Origin of the sequence: Cobetia amphilecti (assembly GCF_020217465.1) — a bacterium.
Classification (GTDB): Bacteria; Pseudomonadota; Gammaproteobacteria; order Pseudomonadales; family Halomonadaceae; genus Cobetia; species Cobetia amphilecti.
On the sequence record NZ_CP084115.1, the window covers coordinates 3,660,111 to 3,684,859 of the forward strand.

The following is a 24,749-nucleotide window of genomic DNA, read 5'->3' on the forward strand; positions in this document are numbered from 1 at the left end:
ATCCGTGTCCGTTTGCGTTGTCCCCACATGAAGCTCATGTGAGCCCAAAAAGAGGCCGGGTCTCCCCAAGAGGAGCCCGGCCTTCATCTTGTACTGTCAGCCCAGCTGGGCGTCTACCCATGATGGCACACCGGCCAGTGCGCCCGGAAGCGAGGCGGCGTCACTGCCACCGGCCTGGGCCATGTCAGCACGACCGCCACCCTTGCCACCGACCTGCTCGGCCACGTGGCGCACCAGATCCCCCGCCTTGACGCGCGAGGTCAGGTCGTCGGTGACACCGGCGATCAGGCTGACCTTGTCACCGTCCGCGACGCCGAGCACCAGGATGCCGGAGCCGAGCTTGGACTTGAGGTCATCCATCAGGCCGCGCAGCTCCTTGCCGGAGACGCCTTCGACCTGCTTGGCCAGCACCTTGATGCCCTGGACATTCGCGATGTCGCTGAGCATGTCGCTGGCCGAAGCGGACGCCAGCTTGGCCTTGAGGCGCTCAAGCTCCTTCTCGAGGCCGCGGTTGCGCTCCAGCAGGCTGCCGACACGCTCCTCGACCTGCTCCGGCTTGGCCTTGAGGCGCTCACCGAGGCGAGCCAGAGTCGCTTCCTGCGCGAGCAGGAAGTCACGTGCGGCGCGACCGGTGATGGCCTCGATACGACGCACGCCGGACGCGATGCCGGTCTCGGCGAGAATGTGCATCTGGCCGATGTCGCCGCTGCGCTTGACGTGAGTCCCGCCGCACAGCTCGATGGAGAAGGCATCCTGACCGATGGTCAGCACGCGGACTTCCTCACCATACTTGGCATCGAAGAGTGCCGCTGCGCCGCGCGCCTTGGCCTCATCGAGGCTCATGAACTCGATGGTGGTCTCGGCGTTGGCCAGGATCTGCGCGTTGACGATGCGCTCGACCTCGGACAGCTGCTCGGCCGTCATCGCCTCAAAGTGGCTGAAGTCGAAGCGCAGACGCTCGGCCGTGACCAGCGAGCCCTTCTGCTGAACGTGCTCACCCAGCACCAGACGCAGCGCTTCGTGCAGCAGGTGCGTGGCGGAGTGGTTGCGAACGGAAGCCGCGCGCAGCTCGGCATCGACCTGCGGACGCACCTTGTCACCGACCTTGAGAGCGCCTTCGATCAGCACACCGTGGTGCAGGTGATGGCCGGTCTGCTTCTGGGTATCGCTGACCTGGAAGCGGCCGCCATCCAGATGCAGATAACCGGTGTCACCGGCCTGGCCGCCTGACTCGCCGTAGAACGGGGTGGTATCGAGCACCACGATGCCCTTGGTGTCCACCTCGAGCTGCTCGACGGCATTGCCTTCGGCGTCGAACAGCGAGGTGACGGTGGCTTCCCCTTCCAGCTGGTCGTAACCGGTGAAGACGGTCTCGCCTTCCAGCACCAGGTTGGCGGAGTAGTCACCGCCGAAGTTGCTGGCCGCACGGGCGCGATCACGCTGTGCTTCCAGGGCCGCCTGGAAACCTGCCTCATCAAGGATCAGCTCGCGCTCGCGGCAGATGTCGGCGGTCAGGTCATAGGGGAAGCCGTAGGTGTCGTAGAGCTTGAAGATGGTCTCGCCGTCGAGGGTATTGCCCTCGAGGTCAGCGATGGCTTCTTCCAGAAGCTTCATGCCATGTTCCAGCGTACGCGCGAACTGCTCTTCTTCCTTGAGCAGCACACGTTCGATCTGCTCGCGTGCGGCGCGCAGTTCCGGATAGGCATCGCCCATCTCGCTGTCGAGAGCCGCGACCAGCTTGTAGAAGAAGCTGCCACGCGCCCCCAGCTTGTGACCGTGACGCACGGCGCGACGGATGATGCGACGCAGCACGTAGCCACGGCCTTCGTTGGAGGGCAGCACGCCATCGGCGATCAGGAAGGCACACGAGCGGATGTGGTCAGCCACCACGCGCAGTGACGGCGTGGCGATGTTGTCGTGACCGATGATCTCGGCCGCGGCGGCCAGCAGATTCTGGAACAGATCGATCTCGTAGTTGGAGTGCACGCCCTGCATCACGGCCGCGACACGCTCCAGGCCCATGCCGGTATCGATGGACGGCTTGGGCAGCGGGTGCAGCGTGCCCTCGGCGTCACGGTCGAACTGCATGAAGACCAGGTTCCAGATCTCGATGTAGCGATCGCCATCCTCGTCCGGGCTGCCCGGCGGGCCACCGGCGACATCTTCGCCGTGGTCATAGAAGATCTCGGAGGACGGGCCGCACGGGCCGGTGTCGCCCATCTGCCAGAAGTTGTCCTCGTCGAGACGCGAGAAGCGGTTCTGATCGATGCCGACCTCGTTGAACCAGATGTCACGGGCTTCATCATCGCTGACGTGCACGGTGACCCACAGCTTCTCCTTCGGCAGGCCGAGTTCTTCGGTCAGAAACTTCCAGGCAAACTGGATGGCTTCGCGCTTGAAGTAGTCGCCGAAGCTGAAGTTGCCCAGCATCTCGAAGAAGGTGTGGTGACGGGCGGTATAGCCGACGTTGTCCAGGTCATTGTGCTTGCCACCGGCGCGCACGCAGCGCTGCGCAGAGGTCGCACGGCTGTAGCCACGCGGATCACGGCCCAGGAAGACATCCTTGAAGGGCACCATGCCGGCGTTGGTGAACAGCAGGGTCGGGTCGTTGTTCGGCACCAGGGAGCTGGTGGGAACGATGGTATGGCCCTGCTTCTCGAAATAGGTCAGGAAGGCGTTTCTGATTTCTGCGCTTTTCATAGAGGTTCCGTAGCGATGTGCGTAAAGACGCTCCGGGGGTCTTCTGCATGACTTCCGCATGGTTTCTGCATATTCATCCATGTGGGTATGCATGGAGGTGCAATGAAAAGCATGAAAGAAGGCGCCTGCCCCGTGCCGTCGCAAGACGACCTAGTATAACGCCTGTTCGCGCAAGCTAAAGGGGGGGAAATGTCCTGAAGCGCCGGTTTGCGCGTCATGAGAGCCAAACAGTCGCCCGCCAGCTAGCCTTCCTCCCCCTCATCACTCCAGGCGGACTCCATGGCATAGCGCAGCTGCTCATAGTCGAAGCCGCGCTGGAGCAGAAAGCGCTCGCGCCGTGCGCGCTCCTTGTGCCCCTCGCCGGGGCCGGAGAAGCGCCTGGCCAGCGTCTCGCGCGCCAGCTCGAAGAAATCCACCGCCTCGACATGACCGAAGGCATCCGGCGTCGGGTCACTGGCGGCACGCATCACGGCATTGAGCGTCTCGCTATCGATACCACGCTGGCGCAGCTCCTGCTGGATACGCCTCGGCCCCTGCCCGCGCAGCACTCGCGTCCGCAGGAAGCTGGCGGCAAAGCGCTCATCGGATTGCAGGCCCTCCTCGGCCATGCGCTCCAGCACCTCCTCGATCAGCAGCTCGACCTCATCGCGACTCAAGGCCGCCTGTGCGCCCTCCTCGCCAGCGGCTTGCCGCTCTGCCAACTCGTCATCGCTGACCGCCCGCAGGTAGTCACGCTCCTTGAGATAGTCGTGCAGCTCGCGGCGGCTATGTTCGCGGCGCGCCAGACGCGCGATGGCATCATTGCGCGCACGCCGTTGCGGCGTCATCGCGCCTGAGTCGAGCGGTTGATACTCAGGCCCACCCATTTCAGCGCTGTCATCGTGCATGGTCATGCTCCCCGGGGTTGAGCAGAAGGACATCGATGGACGTGAACGCAAGGCGCCCGCCTCCGAGTCATCGGGGCGGGCGCCTTGGGGTCATCTCACCGGGTCGGAAACGACACGGTGCGATGACGCCAGCCTGGCGGCTGGCGCTCTTGCTCTTTCTTCTGGACGAACCTCAGTCGAGATCGATATCCAGGTCGTCTTCACTCTCGGCGGCCGCGGTCTCTTTCGGCTCTTCCTTGGCTTCCGGCGCTGCCAGCAACTGGGCACGGATCTGGGTTTCAATCTCCTCCATGATGGCGGGATTGTCTTCCAGGTACTGGGCGGAATTGGCCTTGCCCTGACCGATCTTGCTGCCCTGATAGCTGTACCAGGCGCCTGACTTGCCGACCAGACCACACTGCACGCCCAGATCGATCACCTCACCGGCGTGATAGATGCCCTTGCCGTAGAGAATCTGGAACTCGGCCTGACGGAACGGCGGCGCGACCTTGTTCTTGACGACCTTGACGCGGGTCTCGTTACCGGTGACTTCATCACCGGACTTCACGGAACCGGTGCGACGGATATCCAGACGCACACTGGAGTAGAACTTCAGTGCGTTACCGCCAGTCGTGGTTTCGGGGCTACCGAACATCACGCCGATCTTCATGCGGATCTGGTTGATGAACACCACCATGCAGTTGGCGTTCTTGATGTGACCGGTCACCTTGCGCAGCGCCTGGGACATCAGACGCGCCTGCAGGCCGACGTGGGAGTCGCCCATCTCGCCTTCGATCTCGGCACGCGGCGTCAGTGCCGCCACGGAGTCGACGATGATGACGTCAACGCCGCCGGAGCGTACCAGCATGTCGACGATCTCGAGCGCCTGCTCACCGGTGTCCGGCTGGGAGACCAGCATCTCGTCCAGATTGACGCCCAGCTTCTCGGCGTAGGACGGATCCAGTGCGTGCTCGGCATCGATGAAGGCACAGACCTTGCCCTGCTTCTGCGCCTGGGCGATGACCGAGAGGGTCAGTGTCGTCTTGCCCGAGGATTCCGGGCCATAGATCTCGACCACGCGCCCGAAGGGCAGGCCGCCGATGCCGAGTGCGATATCCAGCCCCAGAGAACCGGTGGAAACCGACGGGATGGCCACACGCGGGGCATCGCCCATGCGCATGACGGCGCCCTTGCCGAACTGGCGCTCGATCTGGGACAGCGCCGCGTTCAGCGCCTTGGTACGATTGTCGTCCTTTGCCATGTGGCCTCCTGTCGAACGGCGGAGCCACACGGGCTGCCACCTGGAATAGAGAATTCTATCACTGAGAGCTGAGCAGACACCGTCAGACTAGCGGCTGAGGTGTCGTGGCAAAACCCTGTATACATGGACAGTATAATGCCGCAAGTTGCGTCACTCTGCCAGTCCGGTGATGCGCTTTTTCAGGCAGCACCCTCAACGCGGGGCTTGCATCGGGCTCATGCGTCTTCGGTGCCGATCTGCAAGGCCTCCACGCGCTCGATCAAGCCCTGCAATGCCTCCCGCACCGCGGCGTCGCGCACGGCCTGCCGGTCGCCGGGAAAGTGACAGCAGCGTGCCTGCTGGCGCGCCTCGCTCCCCCACGCCAGCCATACGGTGCCGACGGGCTTCTCGTCACTTCCCCCGCCGGGGCCGGCCACACCGCTGATCGCCACCCCCAGCTCAGCGCCACTTTCGCGACAGGCGCCCCGCACCATCTCGCACACGACCGCCTCTGAGACGGCACCGAATGTTTCAAGCGATGTCTCACTGACCCCCAGCAGGCGCTGCTTGGTGGCATTGGAATAGGTCACGTAGCCCGCATCGAAATAGCTGGAGCTACCGGCAATCGCCGTGATCGCCGCACTCACCCCGCCCCCGGTGCACGACTCGGCGGTGGTGATGCGCACGCCGCGCGCGACTGCCAACGCCTGCAACTGCTCAGCCAGGGCATTCGCGCACGCAGCCTCGGGGGTCGTACCAGTCAATCGGCTCACGAACTTTCTCCTTGTGGAGGTCATCGGGTGAAAAGGGCAGCGAGCATGAGACATCACAGGCATTGGAGCCGGCCGCGCCAGTCCGTAGAATATCGCGCATCCCGCATGCCGTGCTCTCGCATGTGTGCTTTTTCCCATTGCAGTGCAGTCAAGGAAGTCCATGGCCATGGCCAAGAACAGCGCGCCCCAGATGACGCCGATGATGACGCAGTACATGAAGATCAAACGCGAGCACCCCGGCGTGCTGCTGTTCTATCGCATGGGCGACTTCTATGAACTGTTTCATGAGGACGCCAAGCGCGCAGCACAACTGCTCGATATCACGCTGACGGCGCGCGGCAGCTCCGGCGGTTCCCCGATCCCCATGGCAGGGGTGCCCTACCACAGCGCCGAAGGCTATCTGGCACGCCTGGTCAAGATGGGCGAATCGGTAGCCATCTGTGAGCAGATCGGTGACCCGGCGACCAGCAAGGGGCCTGTCGAGCGCAAGGTGGTACGTATCGTCACCCCGGGAACGCTGCATGATGAGGCGCTGCTGGATGCCAGCCGCGACAACCTGCTGGTGGCGCTGCATCGTGATGGCGAGACCTGGGGCCTGGCCGCTCTCGAGCTCTCCTCCGGTCGCTTCAGCGTGCTCGAGGTCAATGGTGATGACGAGCTGCTGGCCGAGATCCAGCGTCTGTCGCCTGCCGAAGTCATGGTCGGCGAAAGCCGTACCCTCCCCGCCAGCCTGGCCTCGCGCCCGGGCCTGACCCGCCAGAGCGATTGGCACTTCGATCACGAGACTGCCTTGCGCCTGCTGTGCGATCAGTTCGGCGTCCAGGACCTCAACGGCTTCGGCTGCAGCCACCTGACGCGCGCCGTCACGGCAGCCGGTGCCCTGCTCGACTACGCTCGCGACACCCAGCGTACCGGCCTGCCCCACGTGACCGCGCTGGCCGTCGAGAGCCGCGATGACTCGGTGGTGATCGATGCCGCCAGCCGTCGCAACCTCGAGATCGACACCAACCTGGGCGGCACCAGCGACAACACGCTGGCCAGCGTGCTGGACGTCACCGCGACCGCGATGGGTTCACGCCTGCTCAAGCGCTGGCTCAACCGCCCGCTGCGCGATCAGCTCCAGATCGGCCAGCGTCAGGCGGCGGTGCAACGTCTGCTGGATGGCGACTACCCCTTCGAGCTGCAAGGCCTGCTCAAGCGCATCGGCGATGTGGAGCGTATCCTCGCCCGTGTCGCGCTGCGCAGCGCACGCCCCCGTGACATGGCACGCCTGCGCGATGGCCTCAACACTCTGCCCGAGCTGCGCGCCGTGCTCGCCAGCGTCGAAAAAGGCAGCGCCATCGATGACCTGCGCGATGCCATCCGCCTGTTCCCGGCACTTTCCGCGATGCTCAGCGAGGCGCTGGTCGAGAATCCGCCGGTGGTGCTGCGCGATGGTGGCGTGATCGCCGATGGCTACGACGATGAGCTGGACGAGTATCGCGGCCTGTCCGAGAACGCCGGCCAGTATCTGGTCGCACTCGAGACCCGCGAGCGCGAGCGCACCGGCCTGAGCAACCTCAAGGTCGGCTACAACCGCGTGCATGGCTACTTCATCGAGCTGCCGCGCTCGCAATCGGCCGAGGCCCCGCCGGAATACATCCGTCGCCAGACCCTCAAGAATGCCGAGCGCTTCATCATCCCCGAGCTCAAGGAGTTCGAGGACAAGGCGCTGTCTGCCAAGTCCAAGTCACTGGCGCGCGAGAAGCTGCTGTACGAGCACCTGCTGGATGACCTGAATACCGAACTGGATGGCCTGCAGCAGACGGCCCGCGCACTGGCGTCACTGGATGTGCTGACCGCCTTCGCCGATCGCGCTGCCTCGCTCGATTTCGTGCGCCCCGAACTCAGCGAGACCCCGGGCATCGATATCGAAGGCGGACGCCACCCGGTGGTCGAGCATGTCAGCGATCATCCCTTCGTTCCCAACGATGTGCGCTTCGATGATGCGCGGCGCATGCTGGTGATCACCGGCCCCAACATGGGCGGTAAATCCACCTACATGCGCCAGACGGCACTGATCGCTCTGCTCGCGCATACCGGCAGCTTCGTGCCGGCGTCGCGCGCCTGCATCGGCCCGCTGGACCGCATCTTCACGCGCATCGGCTCCTCGGATGACCTGGCCGGCGGCCGCTCGACCTTCATGGTCGAGATGACCGAGACCGCCAGCATCCTGCATAACGCCACTGATGAGAGCCTGGTGTTGATGGATGAAATCGGCCGCGGCACCTCGACCTTCGATGGCCTGTCACTGGCATGGGCCAGCGCCGAGCATCTGGCGCGCACGCGTGCCTTCACCCTGTTCGCGACCCATTACTTCGAGATGACGGCGCTGCCCGAGCATGCCGATGCCGTCGCCAACGTGCACCTGACGGCCGCTGAGCACGGCGATGGCATCGTCTTCATGCACCGTGTCGAGGAAGGCCCTGCCAGCCAGAGCTATGGCCTGCAGGTGGCCCAGCTGGCCGGGGTGCCGCAGAGCGTCATCCTGCGCGCGCGCGAGAAGCTGACCAGCCTGGAGCAGCAGGAAGTCGATCGTCCGCAGGTGGCGCGCGAGGATGCGCTGGGCCAGCCGGTACCGCAGCAGAATGACCTGTTCGCGGCACCGCCGCATCCGGTTGTCGAGGCCCTCAATGGCCTAGACCCGGATGATCTGAGCCCCAAGCGAGCGCTGGAGCTGATCTACGAATGGCACCGTCAGCGCTGAGCGCCGTCACACCGAGCCAGCGTTGGCGTGCCCGGCCCGAGAATGAGTGGCAAGGCCCGAGAATGCGCGGCAAGGCTCGACAGCAACCTTCGGGCATAGCACCATTCCAAAACGATCCGCCCCTGCTGATTGCGGGGGCGGCAGAGCGCCACTAGAATAACGCCTTATAACATCTGCGCCGCTTATAACCTGAAGACCATGATGTCGCCGAGATGACACATGGTGGGCGCCTGGACCACGACCTACGAGAGAGACGCCAATCCGCGTCAGGAGACCTGCATGGCATTCATCGTCACCGAGAACTGCATTCGCTGCAAATACACCGACTGCGTGGAAGTCTGCCCGGTGGATTGCTTCTACGAAGGCCCGAACTTCCTGGTGATCAACCCGGATGAGTGCATTGACTGCGCGCTGTGTGAGCCGGAATGCCCCGCCGAAGCCATCTTCTCCGAAGATGAAGTGCCGGAGAACCAGAAGGAATTCATCGAGCTGAATGCCGATCTGGCCGAAGTCTGGCCGAACATCAGCGAGAAGAAGGACGCCATGGAAGACGCCGAGAAGTGGGATGGTGTCGATGGCAAGCTTGAGTATCTGGAGCAGTAAGCCCCTCAAGCAACCCGCATCTCACGTGGCAAGCGGCTTGCCCGCCCTGACCGGGCAAGCCCGGGTCTCACGACAGAAACGGCAGCGATTCCCTCGGGAGCCGCTGCCGTTTCTGTCTCTGATGCTTGAAGTCGGTGCCTGAAGTCGGAGACTCAAGCTCATGTCAGGAGCTCAGCCCCCTGACATCCGGGCATAAAAAAGGGCGACCCCGTAAGGTCGCCCGCTCCAAGCGTGTCCCTGTCGATCCATCCTGGATCGCACTCCTGAGTGCTGTCCCTGCCCTTCACGACATCCTGTCATTCGGGGCGCACCGTCACGCGTGGCGGGCATTGCAGCACTGCTCGCGCAGCTGTCCCACCGCAATGCCCGTTAGTGCAGATATTTGCCTGTCCTGCTGTCCTGCCCATGCATTGCCCGGCGTCCTGCCTGTACCGCTCCCTGCCTGTGCAGCTGACAGCCTCACGACATTCCTTGTCCGACCATCCTTGTCGTGGCTTCCTGCCACTTGATGCTGCCGCTTTCTGCCCCATCATTCCTGACGCGGATGATGTCCCGTCATCCGTCACTTCCTGTGAAGGGCAAGCTTCCTGACTGCATATCAGAGCCTGGGGCTCTTCGACACTCCGTGTCGTTATCGTGCTTCCTGCCTGTGTGGCGCTTCCCATCGCCGACGGATCATCCTGATCCTGACACACTCCGGTGTCATGCCCGCTATCCTTGCTTCCCTAGCATTTCTCGCCTGACTCCTTCAAGCGAAGATATGCAGCTCTCTGCTACCGACGTCCATGTCAGGTCCTTTTCCGCCGAGCGTCCTGCTCAGCGGGGCGAAACGTCCTGTCTCGCCATCAAGTCTTTTCTGATCATCCCGTTGGCATCCTGCCGAGACTGCGGTGTCCCGCCGCACCCTCACGTCCATGCAGCCATTCTGGGCAGCATTCGCCGGCGAGGCAACTAGCCAAACCGCTTAACCCGCTATATCTGAACAGGCCGTCAAAGAAAATATCATCAATAAAATCAAATAGATATTGAAGAACATACGTTCATGTCCGCAGGCGACTCGCAGCCAGTGTCTCGATTGTCCTGCGGGATTTGTAAGAGATGGCTTACACGAAATCAGTGCCTGAAAACGGCCTGTTTCCTGCATCCCCCTCAAACGCACTCAATCATCGCCTGCAATGCACAACGGGGCCGTGCCAGAAGGCACGACCCCGTTGCAAGTTACCTCTGCGATGCTGGGCGCTGAGCCCTCACATCACAGGCGATTACTGACCCTTGATCTCTTTCAGGCCGTTGTAAGCCACGTCACCCAGCTGCTGCTCGATCACCAGCAGACGGTTGTACTTGGCGACACGGTCAGAGCGGCACAGAGAGCCGGTCTTGATCTGGCCAGCACAGGTACCGACGGCGAGGTCGGCGATGGTGGTGTCTTCGGTCTCGCCACTGCGGTGGGAGATGACCGCGGTGAAGCCGGCGGCCTGCGCCATCTTGATCGCATCCAGGGTCTCGGACAGTGAGCCGATCTGGTTGAACTTGATCAGGATGGAGTTGCCGATGCCTTCATCGATACCACGGCTCAGGATGCGCGTATTGGTGACGAACAGATCGTCGCCGACCAGCTGCACCTTGTCGCCCAACTCGTCGGTCAGCATCTTCCAGCCTTCCCAGTCGGACTCATCCATGCCGTCTTCGATGGAGACGATCGGATATTCCGCGGCCAGGCCGGCCAGATAGTCGACGAAACCACGTGCGTCGAAGCTCTTGCCTTCGCCGGACAGGTTGTACTGACCGTCCTTGTAGAACTCGGAAGACGCGCAATCCAGCGCCAGGGTCACATCGGTGCCCAGGGTGTAGCCTGCATCGCTGACGGCCTGCTTGATGACGGCCAGTGCTTCGGAGTTGGACGCCAGGTTCGGTGCAAAGCCACCTTCATCACCCACGGAGGTGCTCAGCTCGCGACCCTGCAGCACCTTCTTCAGCGCGTGGAAGATCTCGGCGCCGGTGCGCAGTGCTTCACGGAAGGTCGGCGCGCCGACCGGCTGGACCATGAACTCCTGGATGTCGACATTGTTGTCGGCATGTTCACCGCCGTTGATGATGTTCATCATCGGCACCGGCATGGAGTACTGGCCTGGCTGGCCGTAAAGCTCAGCGATGTGAGCGTAGAGCTCGATGCCCTTGGCCTGCGCTGCCGCCTTGGCAGCCGCCAGAGAGACGGCAAGAATCGCGTTGGCACCCAGCGATTCCTTGTTCTCGGTACCGTCCAGCGCCAGCATGGCATCGTCCAGCGCGCGCTGGTCGAGTGCATCCATGCCCACGAGGCGCTCGCGGATCGCGCCATTGACGGCTTCGACTGCCTTCAGCACGCCCTTGCCCAGATAACGGCTCTTGTCGCCATCACGCAATTCCAGCGCTTCACGCGAACCGGTGGAGGCACCGGAAGGAGCGCAGGCACTGGCGCGTTGGCCACCCTCCAGCACGACCTCGGCCTGTACGGTCGGGTTACCACGGGAATCGAGCACCTCAAGGGCGCGGATTTCGACGATATTGGCCATCTTGTGTCGTCCTCTACACGGGGGATTGAAACACCACGACGGGCATCTTGCCCATAGTGCAAAAAGGCCGCTCACACAGGGGTGAACGGCCAGTAGTCCTGCTCAACGAATGTCCAGCGGCGCGAAGCCCTTGACCAGTGCATCCAGCGATTGCAGCTGGCGCAGGAAGGGTTCGAGCTGATCCAGCGGCAAGGCGCAGGGGCCGTCACACTTGGCGTTGTCCGGGTCCGGATGCGCTTCGAGGAACAGACCCGCCAGCCCCAATGCGACACCGGAGCGTGCCAGATCGAAGACCTGCTCACGACGCCCGCCAGCGGAATCGGCTCGCCCGCCCGGGCGCTGCAGCGAGTGGGTGACATCGAACAATACCGGCAGGCCGCTATCCTTCATCTCGGCCATGCCGAGCATGTCGACCACCAGGTTGTTGTAACCGAAGCTGGAGCCACGCTCGCACAGCAGAATCCGGTCATTGCCCGCTTCACCGCACTTGGCGACGACATGGCGCATCTCGTGCGGCGCGAGGAACTGCGGCTTCTTGACGTTGATGACGGCGCCGGTGCGCGCCATGGCCACGACCAGGTCCGTCTGCCGCGCCAGGAAGGCCGGCAGCTGGATGACATCGGCCACTTCCGCCACGGCTGCCGCCTGATGCGGCTCATGCACGTCCGTGATGATCGGCACACCGAAGCGCGACTTGATCTCGGCCAGAATCTCGAGCCCCTTCTCCATCCCGGGACCACGGTAGGAGTGCATGGAGCTGCGATTGGCCTTGTCGAAGCTGGCCTTGAAGACGTACGGCATGCCCAGGCGTGTCGTCACTTCGACATACTGCTCGGCGACTTCCAGCGCCAGCTCCCGCGATTCGAGCACGTTCATGCCACCGAAAAGCGTCATCGGACGATCGTTGGCGACTTGCAGACCCGCAAATTCGATCATGCGTTGTTCGTTGCTCATCTCTGCACCGTCCATCAAATCGTTGTCCATCGGCAGTCTGCCTGATGATGCTCTGGCGAACATCAAGACATGCAACCACCGCGGAGAAGACCTACGGGCGCCACCCGAGGTGGCGCCCGCTCAACACCCTATCACTCGCCGCGAGTACGCGCCGCCTTGTGATTGAGCGCGGCATTCACGAAGCCGGTGAACAGCGGATGGCCATCACGCGGCGTGGAGGTGAATTCCGGGTGGAACTGACATGCCACGAACCACGGGTGATCCGGCAGCTCGACCATCTCGACCAGAGAGTTGTCGACGCTGCGACCGGAGAAGATCAGGCCCGCTTCTTCAAGGGCCGGCACGAACTGGTCGTTGACCTCATAGCGGTGACGGTGACGCTCGACGATCTCGTCGCTGCCATAGGCCTGATGCGCCTTGGAGCCGTTGAGCAGGCTGCAGGCCTGGCCGCCGAGGCGCATAGTGCCGCCCAGATCAGACGCCGCGTCGCGGGTCTCGATCTTGCCTTCCGGCGTCAGCCACTCGGTGATCAGACCGACCACCGGGTGCTGGGTGTCATGGGTGAACTCGGTGGAGTTGGCATCGCTCCAGCCTGCCACGTTACGCGCGAACTCGATGACGGCAACCTGCATGCCCAGGCAGATGCCCAGATACGGCACCTTGTTCTCACGCGCGAAGCGCGCAGTGGCGATCTTGCCTTCCACGCCACGCTCGCCGAAGCCGCCCGGTACCAGCACCGCGTCCTTGCCGATCAGACGGTCGGTGCCGTTGCGCTCGATTTCCTCGGAGTCGATGAAGTCGACGTTGACCTTCACACGCCCCTGGATACCGGCGTGGATCAGCGCCTCGTTCAGCGACTTGTAGGCGTCGAGCAGCTCCATGTACTTGCCGACCATCGCGATGTTGATGGTCTTGAGCGGGTTGAGCTTGGCGTCGAGCACCGCGACCCACTCGGACATGTCGGCCTCTTTGGCCTCCAGGCGGAACTTGTCGCAGACGATCTCGTCGAGGCCGGCTTCGTGGAGCATCAACGGAATGCGATAGATGGTGTCGGCATCCTGCAGGGAGACGACGGCACGCTCTTCGACGTTGGTGAACAGCGAGATCTTGCGACGCTCGCTTTCCTCGATCTCGACTTCGCTGCGGCAGATCAGGATATCCGGCTGGATACCGATGGAGCGCAGCTCCTTGACGCTGTGCTGGGTCGGCTTGGTCTTGGTCTCGCCGGCCGTCTTGATGTACGGCACCAGCGTCAGGTGCATGAAGAGTGCACGCTCGCCACCCAGCTGCGCACGCAGCTGACGGATGGACTCCAGGAACGGCAGCGACTCGATGTCACCCACGGTACCGCCGATCTCGACCAGTGCGACGTCATAGCCTTCACCGCCGGCGATCACGCGACGCTTGATCTCGTCGGTGATGTGCGGGATGACCTGCACTGTTCCGCCGAGGTAGTCACCGCGGCGCTCCTTGCGCAGCACGTGCTCGTAGACGCGACCGGTAGTGAAGTTGTTGCCCTGGGTCATGCGCGAGCGGATGAAACGCTCGTAGTGACCGAGGTCGAGGTCGGTTTCCGCGCCATCTTCGGTGACAAAGACTTCGCCGTGCTGGAACGGGCTCATGGTGCCCGGATCGACGTTGATGTACGGATCCAGCTTGAGGATGGTGACCTTGAGGCCACGGGCCTCGAGAATAGCCGCCAGCGAAGCGGATGCGATGCCCTTGCCAAGCGAGGACACAACGCCGCCCGTCACGAAGATAAATCGTGTCATGGAAACCTGCCGAAAACGTGAGCTGTAGGAGAGATCCGGGGGAACGGATCAGGATGGGTCGCCAGTCTAGCGGAAAGGCTGCTCCGGCTCAATTTGAATGCCACCACCTGCCCATCTCGCGTCGCCATCCGATGCACCCGCCATAACGCATCAGACCCGCCGTGGCGGGCCTGATGCGTGACGTCACATGACCCTTACACTTCCAGGAAATCAAGAATCCCTTCAGCGGCACGGCGACCTTCATCGATGGCGGTCACCACCAGATCGGAGCCGCGCACCATGTCACCGCCAGCGAACACCTTGGCATTGGTGGTCTGGAAGGCATGACGCTCGGCGCTGGTCGCGATGCGGCCACGCTCATCGACGGCGATGTCGAAGTCGGCGAACCACGGCGCAGGGCTTGCCTGGAAGCCGAAGGCCACGACCACGGCATCCGCCGGCAGAATCTCTTCGGAACCCGGCACCACTTCCGGACGCTGACGACCATTGGCATCCGGCTCACCCAGGCGGGTGCGCACGACCTTGACGCCTTCGACCTTGCCATCGCCGACCACTGCCACCGGCTGACGGTTGAAGAGGAAATCGACGCCCTCTTCGCGGGCATTGGTCACCTCACGACGTGAGCCCGGCATGTTGGCCTCGTCACGACGGTAGGCACAGGTCACGCTTTCCGCGCCCTGGCGGATGGAGGTGCGGTTGCAGTCCATCGCGGTATCACCGCCGCCGAGCACCACGACCTTCTTGCCTTCCATGGAGACGTAATCCGCCGGGTCCTTCTCGAAGCCCAGGCAGTGATTGACGTTGGCGATCAGGAAGTCGAGCGCCTTGTGCACGCCCGGCAGATCCTCGCCCGGGAAGCCGCCACTCATGGCGTTGTAGGTACCCATACCGAGGAAGACGGCATCGTATTCCTCGAGCAGCGCATCGAAGGTCACATCACGCCCGACCTCGACGTTGAGACGGAACTCCATGCCCATCTCTTCGAAGATCTCGCGGCGGCGCGTCATCACGCCCTTCTCGAGCTTGAACTCCGGGATACCGAAGGTCAGCAGACCGCCGATTTCCGGATGGCGATCATAAATCACCGGACGCACGCCATTGCGCACCAGGATATCGGCGGCACCGAGACCCGCCGGGCCTGCACCGATGATGGCGACGCGCTTGTCGGTCCAGCTGACCTTGGACATGTCGGGGCGCCAGCCCATCGCGAAGGCGGTGTCGGTGATGTACTTCTCCACCGAGCCGATGGTGACGGCACCGAAGCCGTCATTCAGGGTGCAGTCGCCCTCGCAGAGACGGTCCTGCGGGCAGACGCGACCACAGACTTCCGGCAGCGAGTTGGTCTGGTGCGAAAGCTCGGCGGCTTCAAGGATATTGCCCTCGGAGACCAGCTTCAGCCAGTTGGGAATGTAGTTGTGTACCGGGCACTTCCACTCACAGTAGGGGTTGCCACAGCCCAGGCAGCGATGTGCCTGGCTGGCGGCTTCTACCGGCTTGAACTCGGCATAGATCTCGTTGAACTCACGTGCGCGCACGCGAGCATCTTTCTTCTGCGGGTCCTGACGACCCACATCGATGAACTGGAAGTCGTTGGCGAGCTGATTGGCCATGATGAATCCTCCTTCAAAATCCGGGCACCGTCGCGGTGCGGGCCCTCACCCGAGGCATGCTGGGGTGAGGGGTGCGATCACTCCGGCTGACGCCGTGACTGGTCCAGCAGGCCGTTGAGGCTTGCCGCCTTCGGCTTGACCAACCAGAAGTGACGCACGAAGTCAGGGAAATCACGCAGGATGTCGCGCCCGCGCTCGGAGCCGGTCTCGGCCACATATTCCTCGATGACTTCGCGCAGATGGCGACGATAGGCCTCCATGGCTTCGGTATTGATGCGGTGGATTTCCACCAGCTCGTGGTTGTACTTGTCGACGAAGTCGCGATTCTCGTCCAGCACGTAGGCGAAGCCGCCGGTCATGCCCGCACCGAAGTTGACGCCTGTCTCGCCCAGCACGCACACCAGACCGCCGGTCATGTACTCACAGCAGTGATCACCCGCGCCTTCGATCACGGCGTGCGCACCGGAGTTACGCACCCCGAAGCGCTCGCCGGCGGTGCCCGCGGCATACAGCCGCCCGCCGGTCGCGCCGTACAGGCAGGTGTTGCCGATGATGGCAGTCTTGTGGCTCTCGAAGCGCGAACCACGCGGCGGCACGATGGTCAGCTTGCCGCCGTTCATGCCCTTGCCGACATAGTCGTTGGCGTCGCCTTCCAGATGCATCTCGAGTCCGTGCGCGTTCCAGACACCGAAGCTCTGGCCTGCCACACCGGTCAGGCTGACCTTGAGCGGCGAGCCCGCCAATCCGGCCTCGCCATAGCGCTTGGCGATTTCACCCGAGACACGCGCGCCCACCGAGCGATCGCAGTTGGTGACATGGAAGCTGAACTCGCCACCGCTGCGGCTGTCGATCGCAGATTCCATCGCGGCCAGCATCTCGAGGTTCTTGGCACCGGGATCATGCGGCTCGTTGCGGCTGACCTGGCAGAACTGCGGCGCGTCCTTGGGCACGAAGTCATTGCCCAGCAACGGCGTGAGGTCGAGACGACGCTGCGCGTTGGTCTCACCTTCCAGCACTTCGAGCAGATCGGTACGACCGATCAGGTCGGTGATCTGACGCACGCCCAGCAGTGCCATCAGCTCGCGCACTTCCTCGGCGATGAAGCGGAAGTAGTGCTTGACCATCTCGACGGTGCCGCGGAAATGCTCGTCACGCAGCGCCTGGTGCTGGGTCGCGACACCGGTGGCACAGTTGTTCAGGTGACAGATACGCAGGTACTTGCAGCCCAGTGCGACCATCGGCGCGGTACCGAAGCCGAAGCTCTCGGCGCCCAGGATCGCGGCCTTGACCACGTCCAGGCCGGTCTTGAGGCCACCATCCGTCTGCAGACGAATCTTGTGCCGCAGCTGGTTGATGCGCAGCGCCTGATGCACCTCGGGCAGCCCCAGTTCCCACGGGGAACCGGCGTGCTTGATCGAGGTGATCGGGCTGGCCGCGGTGCCACCGTCATAGCCGGAGACGGTAATCAGGTCGGCGTACGCCTTGGCGACACCGGTGGCGATGGTGCCGATCCCCGGCTCGGAGACCAGCTTGACCGAGACCTGCGCCGACGGATTGACCTGCTTGAGATCGAAGATCAGCTGCGCCAGATCCTCGATGGAATAGATATCGTGGTGCGGCGGCGGCGAGATCAGTGTCACCCCCGGCACGGCGTAGCGCAGACGTGCGATCAGGTCGTTGACCTTGCCGCCCGGCAGCTGACCGCCCTCACCGGGCTTGGCGCCCTGTGCGACCTTGATCTGCAGTACCTCGGCATTGACCAGGTACGCCGGCGTGACACCGAAGCGACCGGAGGCGATCTGCTTGATCTTGGAGGAGCGCACGGTGCCGTAACGCGCCGGGTCCTCACCGCCCTCACCGGAGTTGGAGCGCCCACCGGCCTCGTTCATGGCCTGGGCCAGCGCTTCATGTGCCTCGGGAGACAGTGCACCAAGCGACATGCCGGCGCTGTCGAAGCGCGGCAGCAGTGACTCGACGGACTCGACCTCCTCGATCGGCAGCGGCTCGGCGACCGGCTTGAGGGTCAGCAGATCACGAATGGTCGCCACCGGACGCTCGTTGACCAGGCGCGCGAATTCCTTCCACTTGCCGTAGTCACCCTGCTGCACGGCCTGCTGCAGCTTCACCACCACATCCGGGTTGTAGGCGTGGTATTCGCCACCATGCACGTACTTGACCAGTCCGCCCTGCTTGATGCGCTTGCGCGGCAGCCAGGCTTCACGGGCCAGCAGTTCCTGCTGGAACTGCAGCTCGGCAAAGCCGGCGCCTTCGATGCGCGAGGCCATGCCGGTAAAGCACATGTCCATGACTTCACTGTTGAGACCGACCGCCTCGAACAGCTGCGAGCCACGGTAGGAGCCGATGTGCGAGATGCCCATCTTGGACAGGATCTTGTAGAGGCCCTTCTGCATGCCCTTGCGATAGTTCTCGCGGGCATCTGCCGGGTTGCCGGACAGCTCGCCGGTGCGATGCATGTCAGCCATCACCTGATAGGCAAGGTACGGGTAGACCGCCGTGGCGCCCACCCCGAACAGCACTGCCATCTGGTGCGCGTCACGCGCATAGCCGGTCTCGATCACCAGGTTGACGCGCGGGCGCAGGGCCAGCGCACCGAGGTGATGATGGATGGCGCCGGTCGCCAGTGCGGCGTGGATCGGCAGCTGCCCCTTCTTCAAGCCACAGTCGCTGAGTACCAGGATCACCTTGCCATTGCGCGCCGCTTCCTCGGCCTGCTGACAGAGGCCCTTGAGCGCCTGCTTGAGGGAGTCCTGCGCCGGATCGTAGTGCAGCTTGAGCGTCTGCGAGGTGAAGGCCGGATCTTCGTGATTGACCAGCGCATTGAACTTGCGCGGTGACAGCACCGGCGTGGTCAGGATCAGGCGATGCGCGTGCTCCGGCGTCGCGTCGAAGATGTTGAGCTCGGCGCCACAGCAGGTCTCCAGCGACATCACAATCGCTTCGCGCAGCGGATCGATCGGCGGGTTGGTGACCTGGGCAAACTTCTGACGGAAGTAGTCGGTCAGCACGCGGTTCTGGCGCGACAGCACGGCCATCGGCGTGTCATCGCCCATCGAGCCGACCGCCTCCTGACCGCTCTCGGCCAGCGGGCGCAGCAGCTGATCGCGCTCCTCGAAGCTGACCTGGAACATCTTCTGGTAGACGTCCAGCTGATCGGCATCCATCGGCTGGAAACGCGCCAGCTCGGTCAGTGCCGACTCGAGATAGTTGGCGTTCTCACGCAGCCAGCGCTTGTAGGGATGCGCGCCCTTGAGGCGCTCACTGACCTGATCGGTGTGCAGCACTTCACCGGTCTCGGTATCGACACCCAGCACCTGACCCGGCCCGACGCGCCCCTTGGCGACGACATCTTCCGGCTTGTAATCGTAGGTGCCGATCTCGGAGGCCAGGGTGATGAAACCATTGCGCGTGATGACCCAACGCGCCGGACGCAGGCCGTTGCGGTCCAGCATGCACACGGCGTGGCGACCGTCGGTGAGCACGATGCCCGCCGGGCCGTCCCAGGCCTCCATGTGCATGGAGTTGTATTCATAGAAGGCACGCAGATCGGAGTCCATCTGCTCGACGTTCTGCCACGCCGGCGGCACCATCATGCGGATGGCGCGATAGATATCCATGCCACCGGTCAGCAGGACTTCCAGCATGTTGTCCATGCTGGAGGAATCGGAGCCGACAGTGTTGACGATCTCGTCCAGCTCGGCGATCTCGGGCAGCTGCTCGGAGACGAAGTTCTCCTTGCGCGCGTTGGCCCAGCCGCGGTTGGCCTCGATGGTGTTGATCTCGCCATTGTGGGCGAGGAAGCGGAACGGCTGGGCCAGCGGCCAGCGCGGCGCGGTGTTGGTCGAGAAGCGCTGGTGGAAGACACAGATCGCGGTCTCGAGGCGCGGGTCGCCCAGGTCCTTGTAGAAGCGCGGAAGGTCTTCCGGCATCACCAGACCCTTGAAGGAGATGACCTTGCCGGAAAGCGAGCAGACGTAGAAGTCCTCTTCACTCTTCAGCGCCTGCTCGGCATAACGGCGCGCCATGAACAGATCGACATTGAAGGCGATGTCGGTGCGCTCGTCGGCGGCACCGACGAAGACCTGACGGATGCGCGGCAGGCAGTCGCGGGCCATCGGGCCGCACACGCTGTCATCCACCGGCATGTCGCGCCAGCCCAGCACCTCGAGATTGCGCGCGCTCAGCGCCGACTCGAAGGCGTCACGCGCGGACTGTTCACGCGCGTCATCATCGGGCAGGAAAAGCGTGCCGACGGCATAGCGAGCGCCCAGTTCCAGCCCGAGGGTTTCTCGAGCGATCTGGCGCATGAAGCCGTCCGGCATCTTGAGCAGCAGGCCACAGCCATCGCCGGTCTTGCCGTCAGCGGCAATCCCGCCACGGTGGGTCATGCAGGTCAGGGATTCAATGGCGGTCTGCAGCAATTCGTGGCTCGCCTGCCCTTCCATATGGGCGATCAGACCGAAGCCGCAGTTGTCGCGGAACTCTCCCGGATGGTGGAGACCTTTGTTCATGGGGCGTGCCTCACGGAGAAATCATGTGTCCAGATGCTTTTTTTCAAGCATTTTCCCGGTTATAGTTATCGGTTATCTTTATTTTTATACCTGCCGATAGTGGCGCCATCAGTGTCGCTACACGACGCCAGATTTCCCTCGAGCATATCCCCCAGCTTCCCGCCTGCGCAATTCTCCACAGGTCGCCCATCGACCAAAAAAACCTGACAAAACCGAAGGTTAGAAGAACCTTCAACCAAAAAACCCTGTAGGCTCAAGCGCTTAGCGGGTAGACATGCCCCATGAATTTCGCCTTGCAACTTTAGTATTGGTTAAATAAAAAACAGCGTTTTTATTCGATTTACCCCATACCGATTACGCATACGGCATACCAATTCAGGAATCACGCTCCACCAATGACTCCGTCACGGCGCGCTGACACCCGCCAAAAGAAAAGCCGCCACCCAGAGGGTGACGGCTTGCGTGGTCGTGCAGCGCCCATGAACCAGCCGTTGGCTGGCCGGGATGTCAGCGAGAGCTGCGCGGCCAGTGCTCCAGCATGTCGGCCAGCACACCGGCTGGCGCCTCTTCGGTAATCACCGCTCGGCCGATACGCTCAAGCAGGATCAGGCGCAGACGGCCATCGACATTCTTCTTGTCCAGCTGCATGTGCTTGAGGAAGTCCTCGACGCCCATGTCTTCCGGAGCCGCCAGCGGCAAGCCTGCCTTGGCGATGATGTGCGAGACACGCTCCACATCCGCACTCGACAGCCAGCCCATGCGCGCCGAAAGCTCAGCCGCCATCAGCATGCCGGTGCCGACGGCTTCGCCGTGCAGCCAGACGCCATAGCCCTGGTCCGTCTCGATGGCATGCCCGAAGGTGTGCCCCAGATTGAGCAGCGCACGCACGCCCTGCTCGGTCTCGTCCTGCGCCACGACATCCGCCTTGATGGCACAGCTGCGGCGAATGGCTTCACCGAGCAGGGTCTCATCCAGCGCCATCAAGGCCGTCATGTTGTCTTCCAGCCAGCTCAGGAAGCTTTCATCCCACAGCAGACCATACTTGATGACCTCGGCCATGCCCGCTGACAGCTCACGCTGTGGCAATGTCTTGAGACTTGCGGTATCGATCAGCACCAGACGCGGCTGCCAGAAGGCGCCCAGCATGTTCTTGCCACGCGGATGGTTGACGCCGGTCTTGCCGCCCACCGAGGAATCCACCTGCGACAGCAGCGTGGTCGGCACCTGAATGAAGGCCGCGCCCCGCTGATAGCAGGCCGCCGCGAAGCCGGTCATGTCACCGATCACGCCACCACCGAGGGCGATCAAGGTGCAGCGGCGATTGAAGCCGGCCTCGAGCAGGGCATCCCAGATCAGGCCGATGCTGGCCATGTGCTTGGTCTGCTCACCGTCGTCGAGAATGACCTCGCGGATATCGAGCCCCTCGCCCAACGAGGCCTTCAGTGCGTCCAGATACAGCGGTGCCACCACGGTGTTGGTGACGATCATCACCTGACGCCCCGCAAGGTGCTCACGAATCAGATCACCACGTGCGGTCAGGCCCGGCCCGATATGAATGGGGTAACTACGCTCGCCGAGCGCGACATCAAGACGATGAGCAGGTGCCAGGGACATCAGAATTCTCCTTGGGCGAAACAGATGACAGCGACTGATGCCCGCCAGGGCCACCAGGCGCTGATGAGACTAGCCAGGGGCGTGCAACGGGTCCGCCAGCGCCTTGATGCGGCGACGGATCTCGTTGGTGACCGCCCGAGGACTGCGCCGATCGGTACGCACGATGATATCGGCCGTCTCGCGGTAGAGCGGGTCACGCAACTCGAACAGGCGCTTGAGCACCCGCCCGGGGTCATCCTGCTGCAACAGCGGACGATTGCGATCACGGCCGGCTCGCTTGAGCTGCTGTTCGACAGGCGCGTAGAGATACACGACAGTGCCGCGTTCGCGCAGTACGCGCCGATTGGCCTCCGCCATGATGGCGCCGCCACCGGTGGCCATCACGACTTCCCTGAGCGAGGTCAGCTCATCGATGACAGCCTGCTCACGCTCACGAAAGCCGGACTCGCCCTCGACGTCGAAAATCCACGGAATGCTGGCTCCGCAGCGGTCTTCAATCACATGGTCGCTATCGCAAAATTCACGATGCAAGTCGGCCGCCAGCAGGCGGCCGATAGTGCTCTTGCCGGCCCCCATGGGGCCGACAAGGAATACGTTGGGAATCACATGCATCAGCGCACCGCCAGGCCGTCCTCGATGATCTTCGGGGTAATGAATACCAGCAATTCTACCTTCTCGTTGGACTCTTCGGTATAGCGGAACAGATTCCCGATCACCGGCAGGTCCCCGAGGAAGGGCGTCTTGAAGACGCTGCGAATCTGCTCGGAGGTCAGAATGCCACCCAGCACCACGGTTTCGCCATCATTGACCAGCACCTGCGTCTCGATTTCATTGGTATCGATGGCCGGTTCGCCATTGAAGCTGTCATCGGAGACATCGTCATTGTTGATCAACAGATCCATGATGATGCGGTTGTCAGGCGTGATCTGCGGCGTCACTTCCAGCGCCAGCACCGCTTCCTTGAACTCGATGTTGGTCGCACCGCTGGAGGTCGCCTCCTCGTAGGGAATTTCCTGCCCCTGCTTGATGACGGCCTTCTTCTGGTTGGCGGTGATGATCTTGGGCTGGGAGATGGTCTGGCTCTTGCCTTCGCTTTCCAGCGCCGAGAGCTCCAGGTCCAGCAGGATATCGCCGGACAGGTAACCGAAACTGAAGGTGCTTCCCGGACTGCTGTCATCACCCAGATCTACGCTCAGACCACCGTTGCTGGTCGTACCGGTCGACGCGCCTTCCAGGCCGAACTTGCCGTTGCTGCTGTTGGAAAGCCCCCAGTTGACACCGATCTCGCTGGAGACGCTGCTGCGCGCGATGACGATGCGCGCCTCGATCTGCACCTGACGCACCGGGATATCGAGATATTCCAGCGTGCCGCGAATGGACTCGAGCGTATCGCGGGTATCCTGGATCAGCATGGTGTTGGTGCGCTCATCGACCATCACGCGTCCCCGCTCGGACAGCAGACCGATACCGCCTTCACCGCGCAGCAACGCCGCCAGGTCCGCCGCCTTGGCATAACGCACCTGGATGTATTCGGTGGTCATCGGCGCCAGCTCCTTGACCTGCTGGTTCGCCTCGAGCTCCTTGCGCTCCAGTGCCGCCAGCTCTTCGGCCGGCGCGACCATCAGCACGTTGCCCATGCGACGACTGGCCAGACCGTTGGACTTGAGCACCAGATCCAGCGCCTGATCCCAGGGCACTTCCTTCAGGTTCAGGGTCACGTTGCCGGTGACGTTGTCACTGGCGACCAGATTGAGCCCCGTGAAGTCAGCGATGATCTGCAGCACGGAGCGCACTTCGATGTTCTGGAAGTTGAGCGAGATCTTCTTGCCGGTGTAGGGGAACTTGTCCTTGATGCGCTCCGCCTGCTCTTCGCGCGTCAGCGGCTTGACCTCGAGCACCAGCTCGTTGCCTGCCTGGGTGGCCAGCTGGGTGTAGTAGCCACTGGCATCCACCACCATGCGCACGCCATCACGGGTACGCTGCGGATCGATACGCGTCACCGGCGTGGCGAAATCGCCGACATCCAGCACCTGATTCATCTCCGGCGGCAGCTTCACGCCCTTGATGTCGACGTAGATCTTGCGCCCGCGCTCGGTGACGCGCGACTCGACGTTGGAGCGGTTGAAGTTGATCACGACGCGACCTTCACCGTCCGTGCCACGACGGAAATCGATGCCACTGACGGCCGGCTCGCTGGCCACTTCCAGGGCACGATTGTCCGGCGGCACGTTGGCGGCGTTCGCCTGGGAGGCAGCCGCAGGCTGAGCGCCCGGCGCACCGCCCTGCTCGCCGATGATGACGTAGAGGCTGTTGCCCTCGGTGCGCGTGACGTACGGCTTGGACTGGTTGAGCTTCATGACCAGACGCGTGCGCGAGCCGGCCTCCAGCGCCACCAGTTCGTCCACGCCGCTGAGCCCCAGATCGAAGCGACGCTTGTCGAGCTGGCTGCTGGTATCCAGGAGGTCGATGGTGATGCGCGGCGGCGTCTCGATACGGTAACCCTTGACCTCCGGCACTCCGCCGACGAAGTCGAGCTTGAGCTCCATACGGTCGCCCCCGAGGGCGGTGAAGTTGAGGTCCTGCAGCGACGATGCAGCCATCGCCACATTCGCCATCAGGCTACCGACTGCCGCCAGCCCCAGCAGACTCATTCGTTGCAATCGCGTCATGTTCCCTAGTCCCCTGTCTCGCCGTGGCTCCGTTCAACCGTCGGGCTGATCGCGCCTTATTCTTATCGAAGCGTTATGGTGTCGGTCGCCAACTCTTGCGGGTCGACCGTTCGTCTTCCGT

The 24,749-nt window shown here is 63.0% G+C and carries 14 protein-coding genes; 2 read left to right on the forward strand and 12 right to left on the reverse strand.

All coding sequences use genetic code 11. From position 1 onward, the window contains the following. Positions 1-96: 96 nt before the first annotated feature. The 4 genes from alaS to LCW13_RS15280 all read right to left on the reverse strand — a co-directional run bounded on the left by alaS (position 97) and on the right by LCW13_RS15280 (position 5,579). The gene (gene alaS, locus LCW13_RS15265) at positions 97-2,700 is read right to left on the reverse strand and encodes an alanine--tRNA ligase (protein WP_153636586.1); all 2,604 of its coding nucleotides are present in this window, start codon (positions 2,698-2,700) and stop codon (positions 97-99) included. Between the two features lie 242 nt (positions 2,701-2,942). Further along, the gene (locus tag LCW13_RS15270; RefSeq protein ID WP_378080276.1) at positions 2,943-3,587 is read right to left on the reverse strand and encodes a regulatory protein RecX; all 645 of its coding nucleotides are present in this window, start codon (positions 3,585-3,587) and stop codon (positions 2,943-2,945) included. A 172-nt stretch (positions 3,588-3,759) separates the two neighbouring features. After that, on the reverse strand, positions 3,760-4,827 hold the full coding sequence (gene recA, locus LCW13_RS15275; RefSeq protein WP_043332943.1) for a recombinase RecA: 1,068 nt from the start codon (positions 4,825-4,827) through the stop codon (positions 3,760-3,762). A 215-nt stretch (positions 4,828-5,042) separates the two neighbouring features. Next, on the reverse strand, positions 5,043-5,579 hold the full coding sequence (locus LCW13_RS15280) for a CinA family protein (protein ID WP_404813635.1): 537 nt from the start codon (positions 5,577-5,579) through the stop codon (positions 5,043-5,045). Positions 5,580-5,745: 166 nt separating this feature from the next. On the opposite strand from LCW13_RS15280, the gene mutS reads away from it, so the two are divergent. Next, positions 5,746-8,325 (forward strand): DNA mismatch repair protein MutS, encoded by a 2,580-nt coding sequence (mutS, locus tag LCW13_RS15285; RefSeq protein WP_153636588.1) that lies wholly within the window; start codon positions 5,746-5,748, stop codon positions 8,323-8,325. A gap of 279 nt (positions 8,326-8,604) precedes the next feature. Continuing rightward, entirely contained in the window at positions 8,605-8,928 is a 324-nt protein-coding gene (gene fdxA, locus LCW13_RS15290) for a ferredoxin FdxA (protein WP_043333067.1), read from the forward strand. 1,262 nt (positions 8,929-10,190) lie between these two features. Here the strand turns inward: fdxA and eno are convergent. The 8 genes from eno to LCW13_RS15330 form a co-directional block, all read right to left on the reverse strand. Beyond that, entirely contained in the window at positions 10,191-11,480 is a 1,290-nt protein-coding gene (gene eno, locus LCW13_RS15295) for a phosphopyruvate hydratase (protein WP_043332946.1), read from the reverse strand. A gap of 102 nt (positions 11,481-11,582) precedes the next feature. Further along, the gene (gene kdsA / locus LCW13_RS15300; RefSeq protein WP_153636589.1) at positions 11,583-12,434 is read right to left on the reverse strand and encodes a 3-deoxy-8-phosphooctulonate synthase; all 852 of its coding nucleotides are present in this window, start codon (positions 12,432-12,434) and stop codon (positions 11,583-11,585) included. Positions 12,435-12,565: 131 nt separating this feature from the next. Continuing rightward, on the reverse strand, positions 12,566-14,206 hold the full coding sequence (locus tag LCW13_RS15305) for a CTP synthase (protein ID WP_043332948.1): 1,641 nt from the start codon (positions 14,204-14,206) through the stop codon (positions 12,566-12,568). A 194-nt stretch (positions 14,207-14,400) separates the two neighbouring features. Then, on the reverse strand, positions 14,401-15,816 hold the full coding sequence (locus LCW13_RS15310; RefSeq protein ID WP_043332950.1) for an FAD-dependent oxidoreductase: 1,416 nt from the start codon (positions 15,814-15,816) through the stop codon (positions 14,401-14,403). A 77-nt stretch (positions 15,817-15,893) separates the two neighbouring features. Further along, on the reverse strand, positions 15,894-20,345 hold the full coding sequence (gene gltB / locus LCW13_RS15315; protein WP_054556504.1) for a glutamate synthase large subunit: 4,452 nt from the start codon (positions 20,343-20,345) through the stop codon (positions 15,894-15,896). 507 nt (positions 20,346-20,852) lie between these two features. After that, positions 20,853-21,959, reverse strand: coding sequence for a 3-dehydroquinate synthase (gene aroB, locus LCW13_RS15320; protein WP_054556505.1), 1,107 nt, complete (start codon positions 21,957-21,959; stop codon positions 20,853-20,855). A gap of 69 nt (positions 21,960-22,028) precedes the next feature. Further along, positions 22,029-22,571 (reverse strand): shikimate kinase AroK, encoded by a 543-nt coding sequence (gene aroK / locus LCW13_RS15325; protein ID WP_054556506.1) that lies wholly within the window; start codon positions 22,569-22,571, stop codon positions 22,029-22,031. Continuing rightward, positions 22,571-24,628 carry a type IV pilus secretin PilQ gene (locus LCW13_RS15330; RefSeq protein ID WP_153636590.1) on the reverse strand — a complete coding sequence of 686 codons (2,058 nt, stop codon included), beginning with the start codon at positions 24,626-24,628 and terminating at the stop codon, positions 22,571-22,573. Before LCW13_RS15330 ends, aroK begins: the two co-directional genes overlap by 1 nt. Between the last annotated feature and the right edge of the window lie 121 nt (positions 24,629-24,749).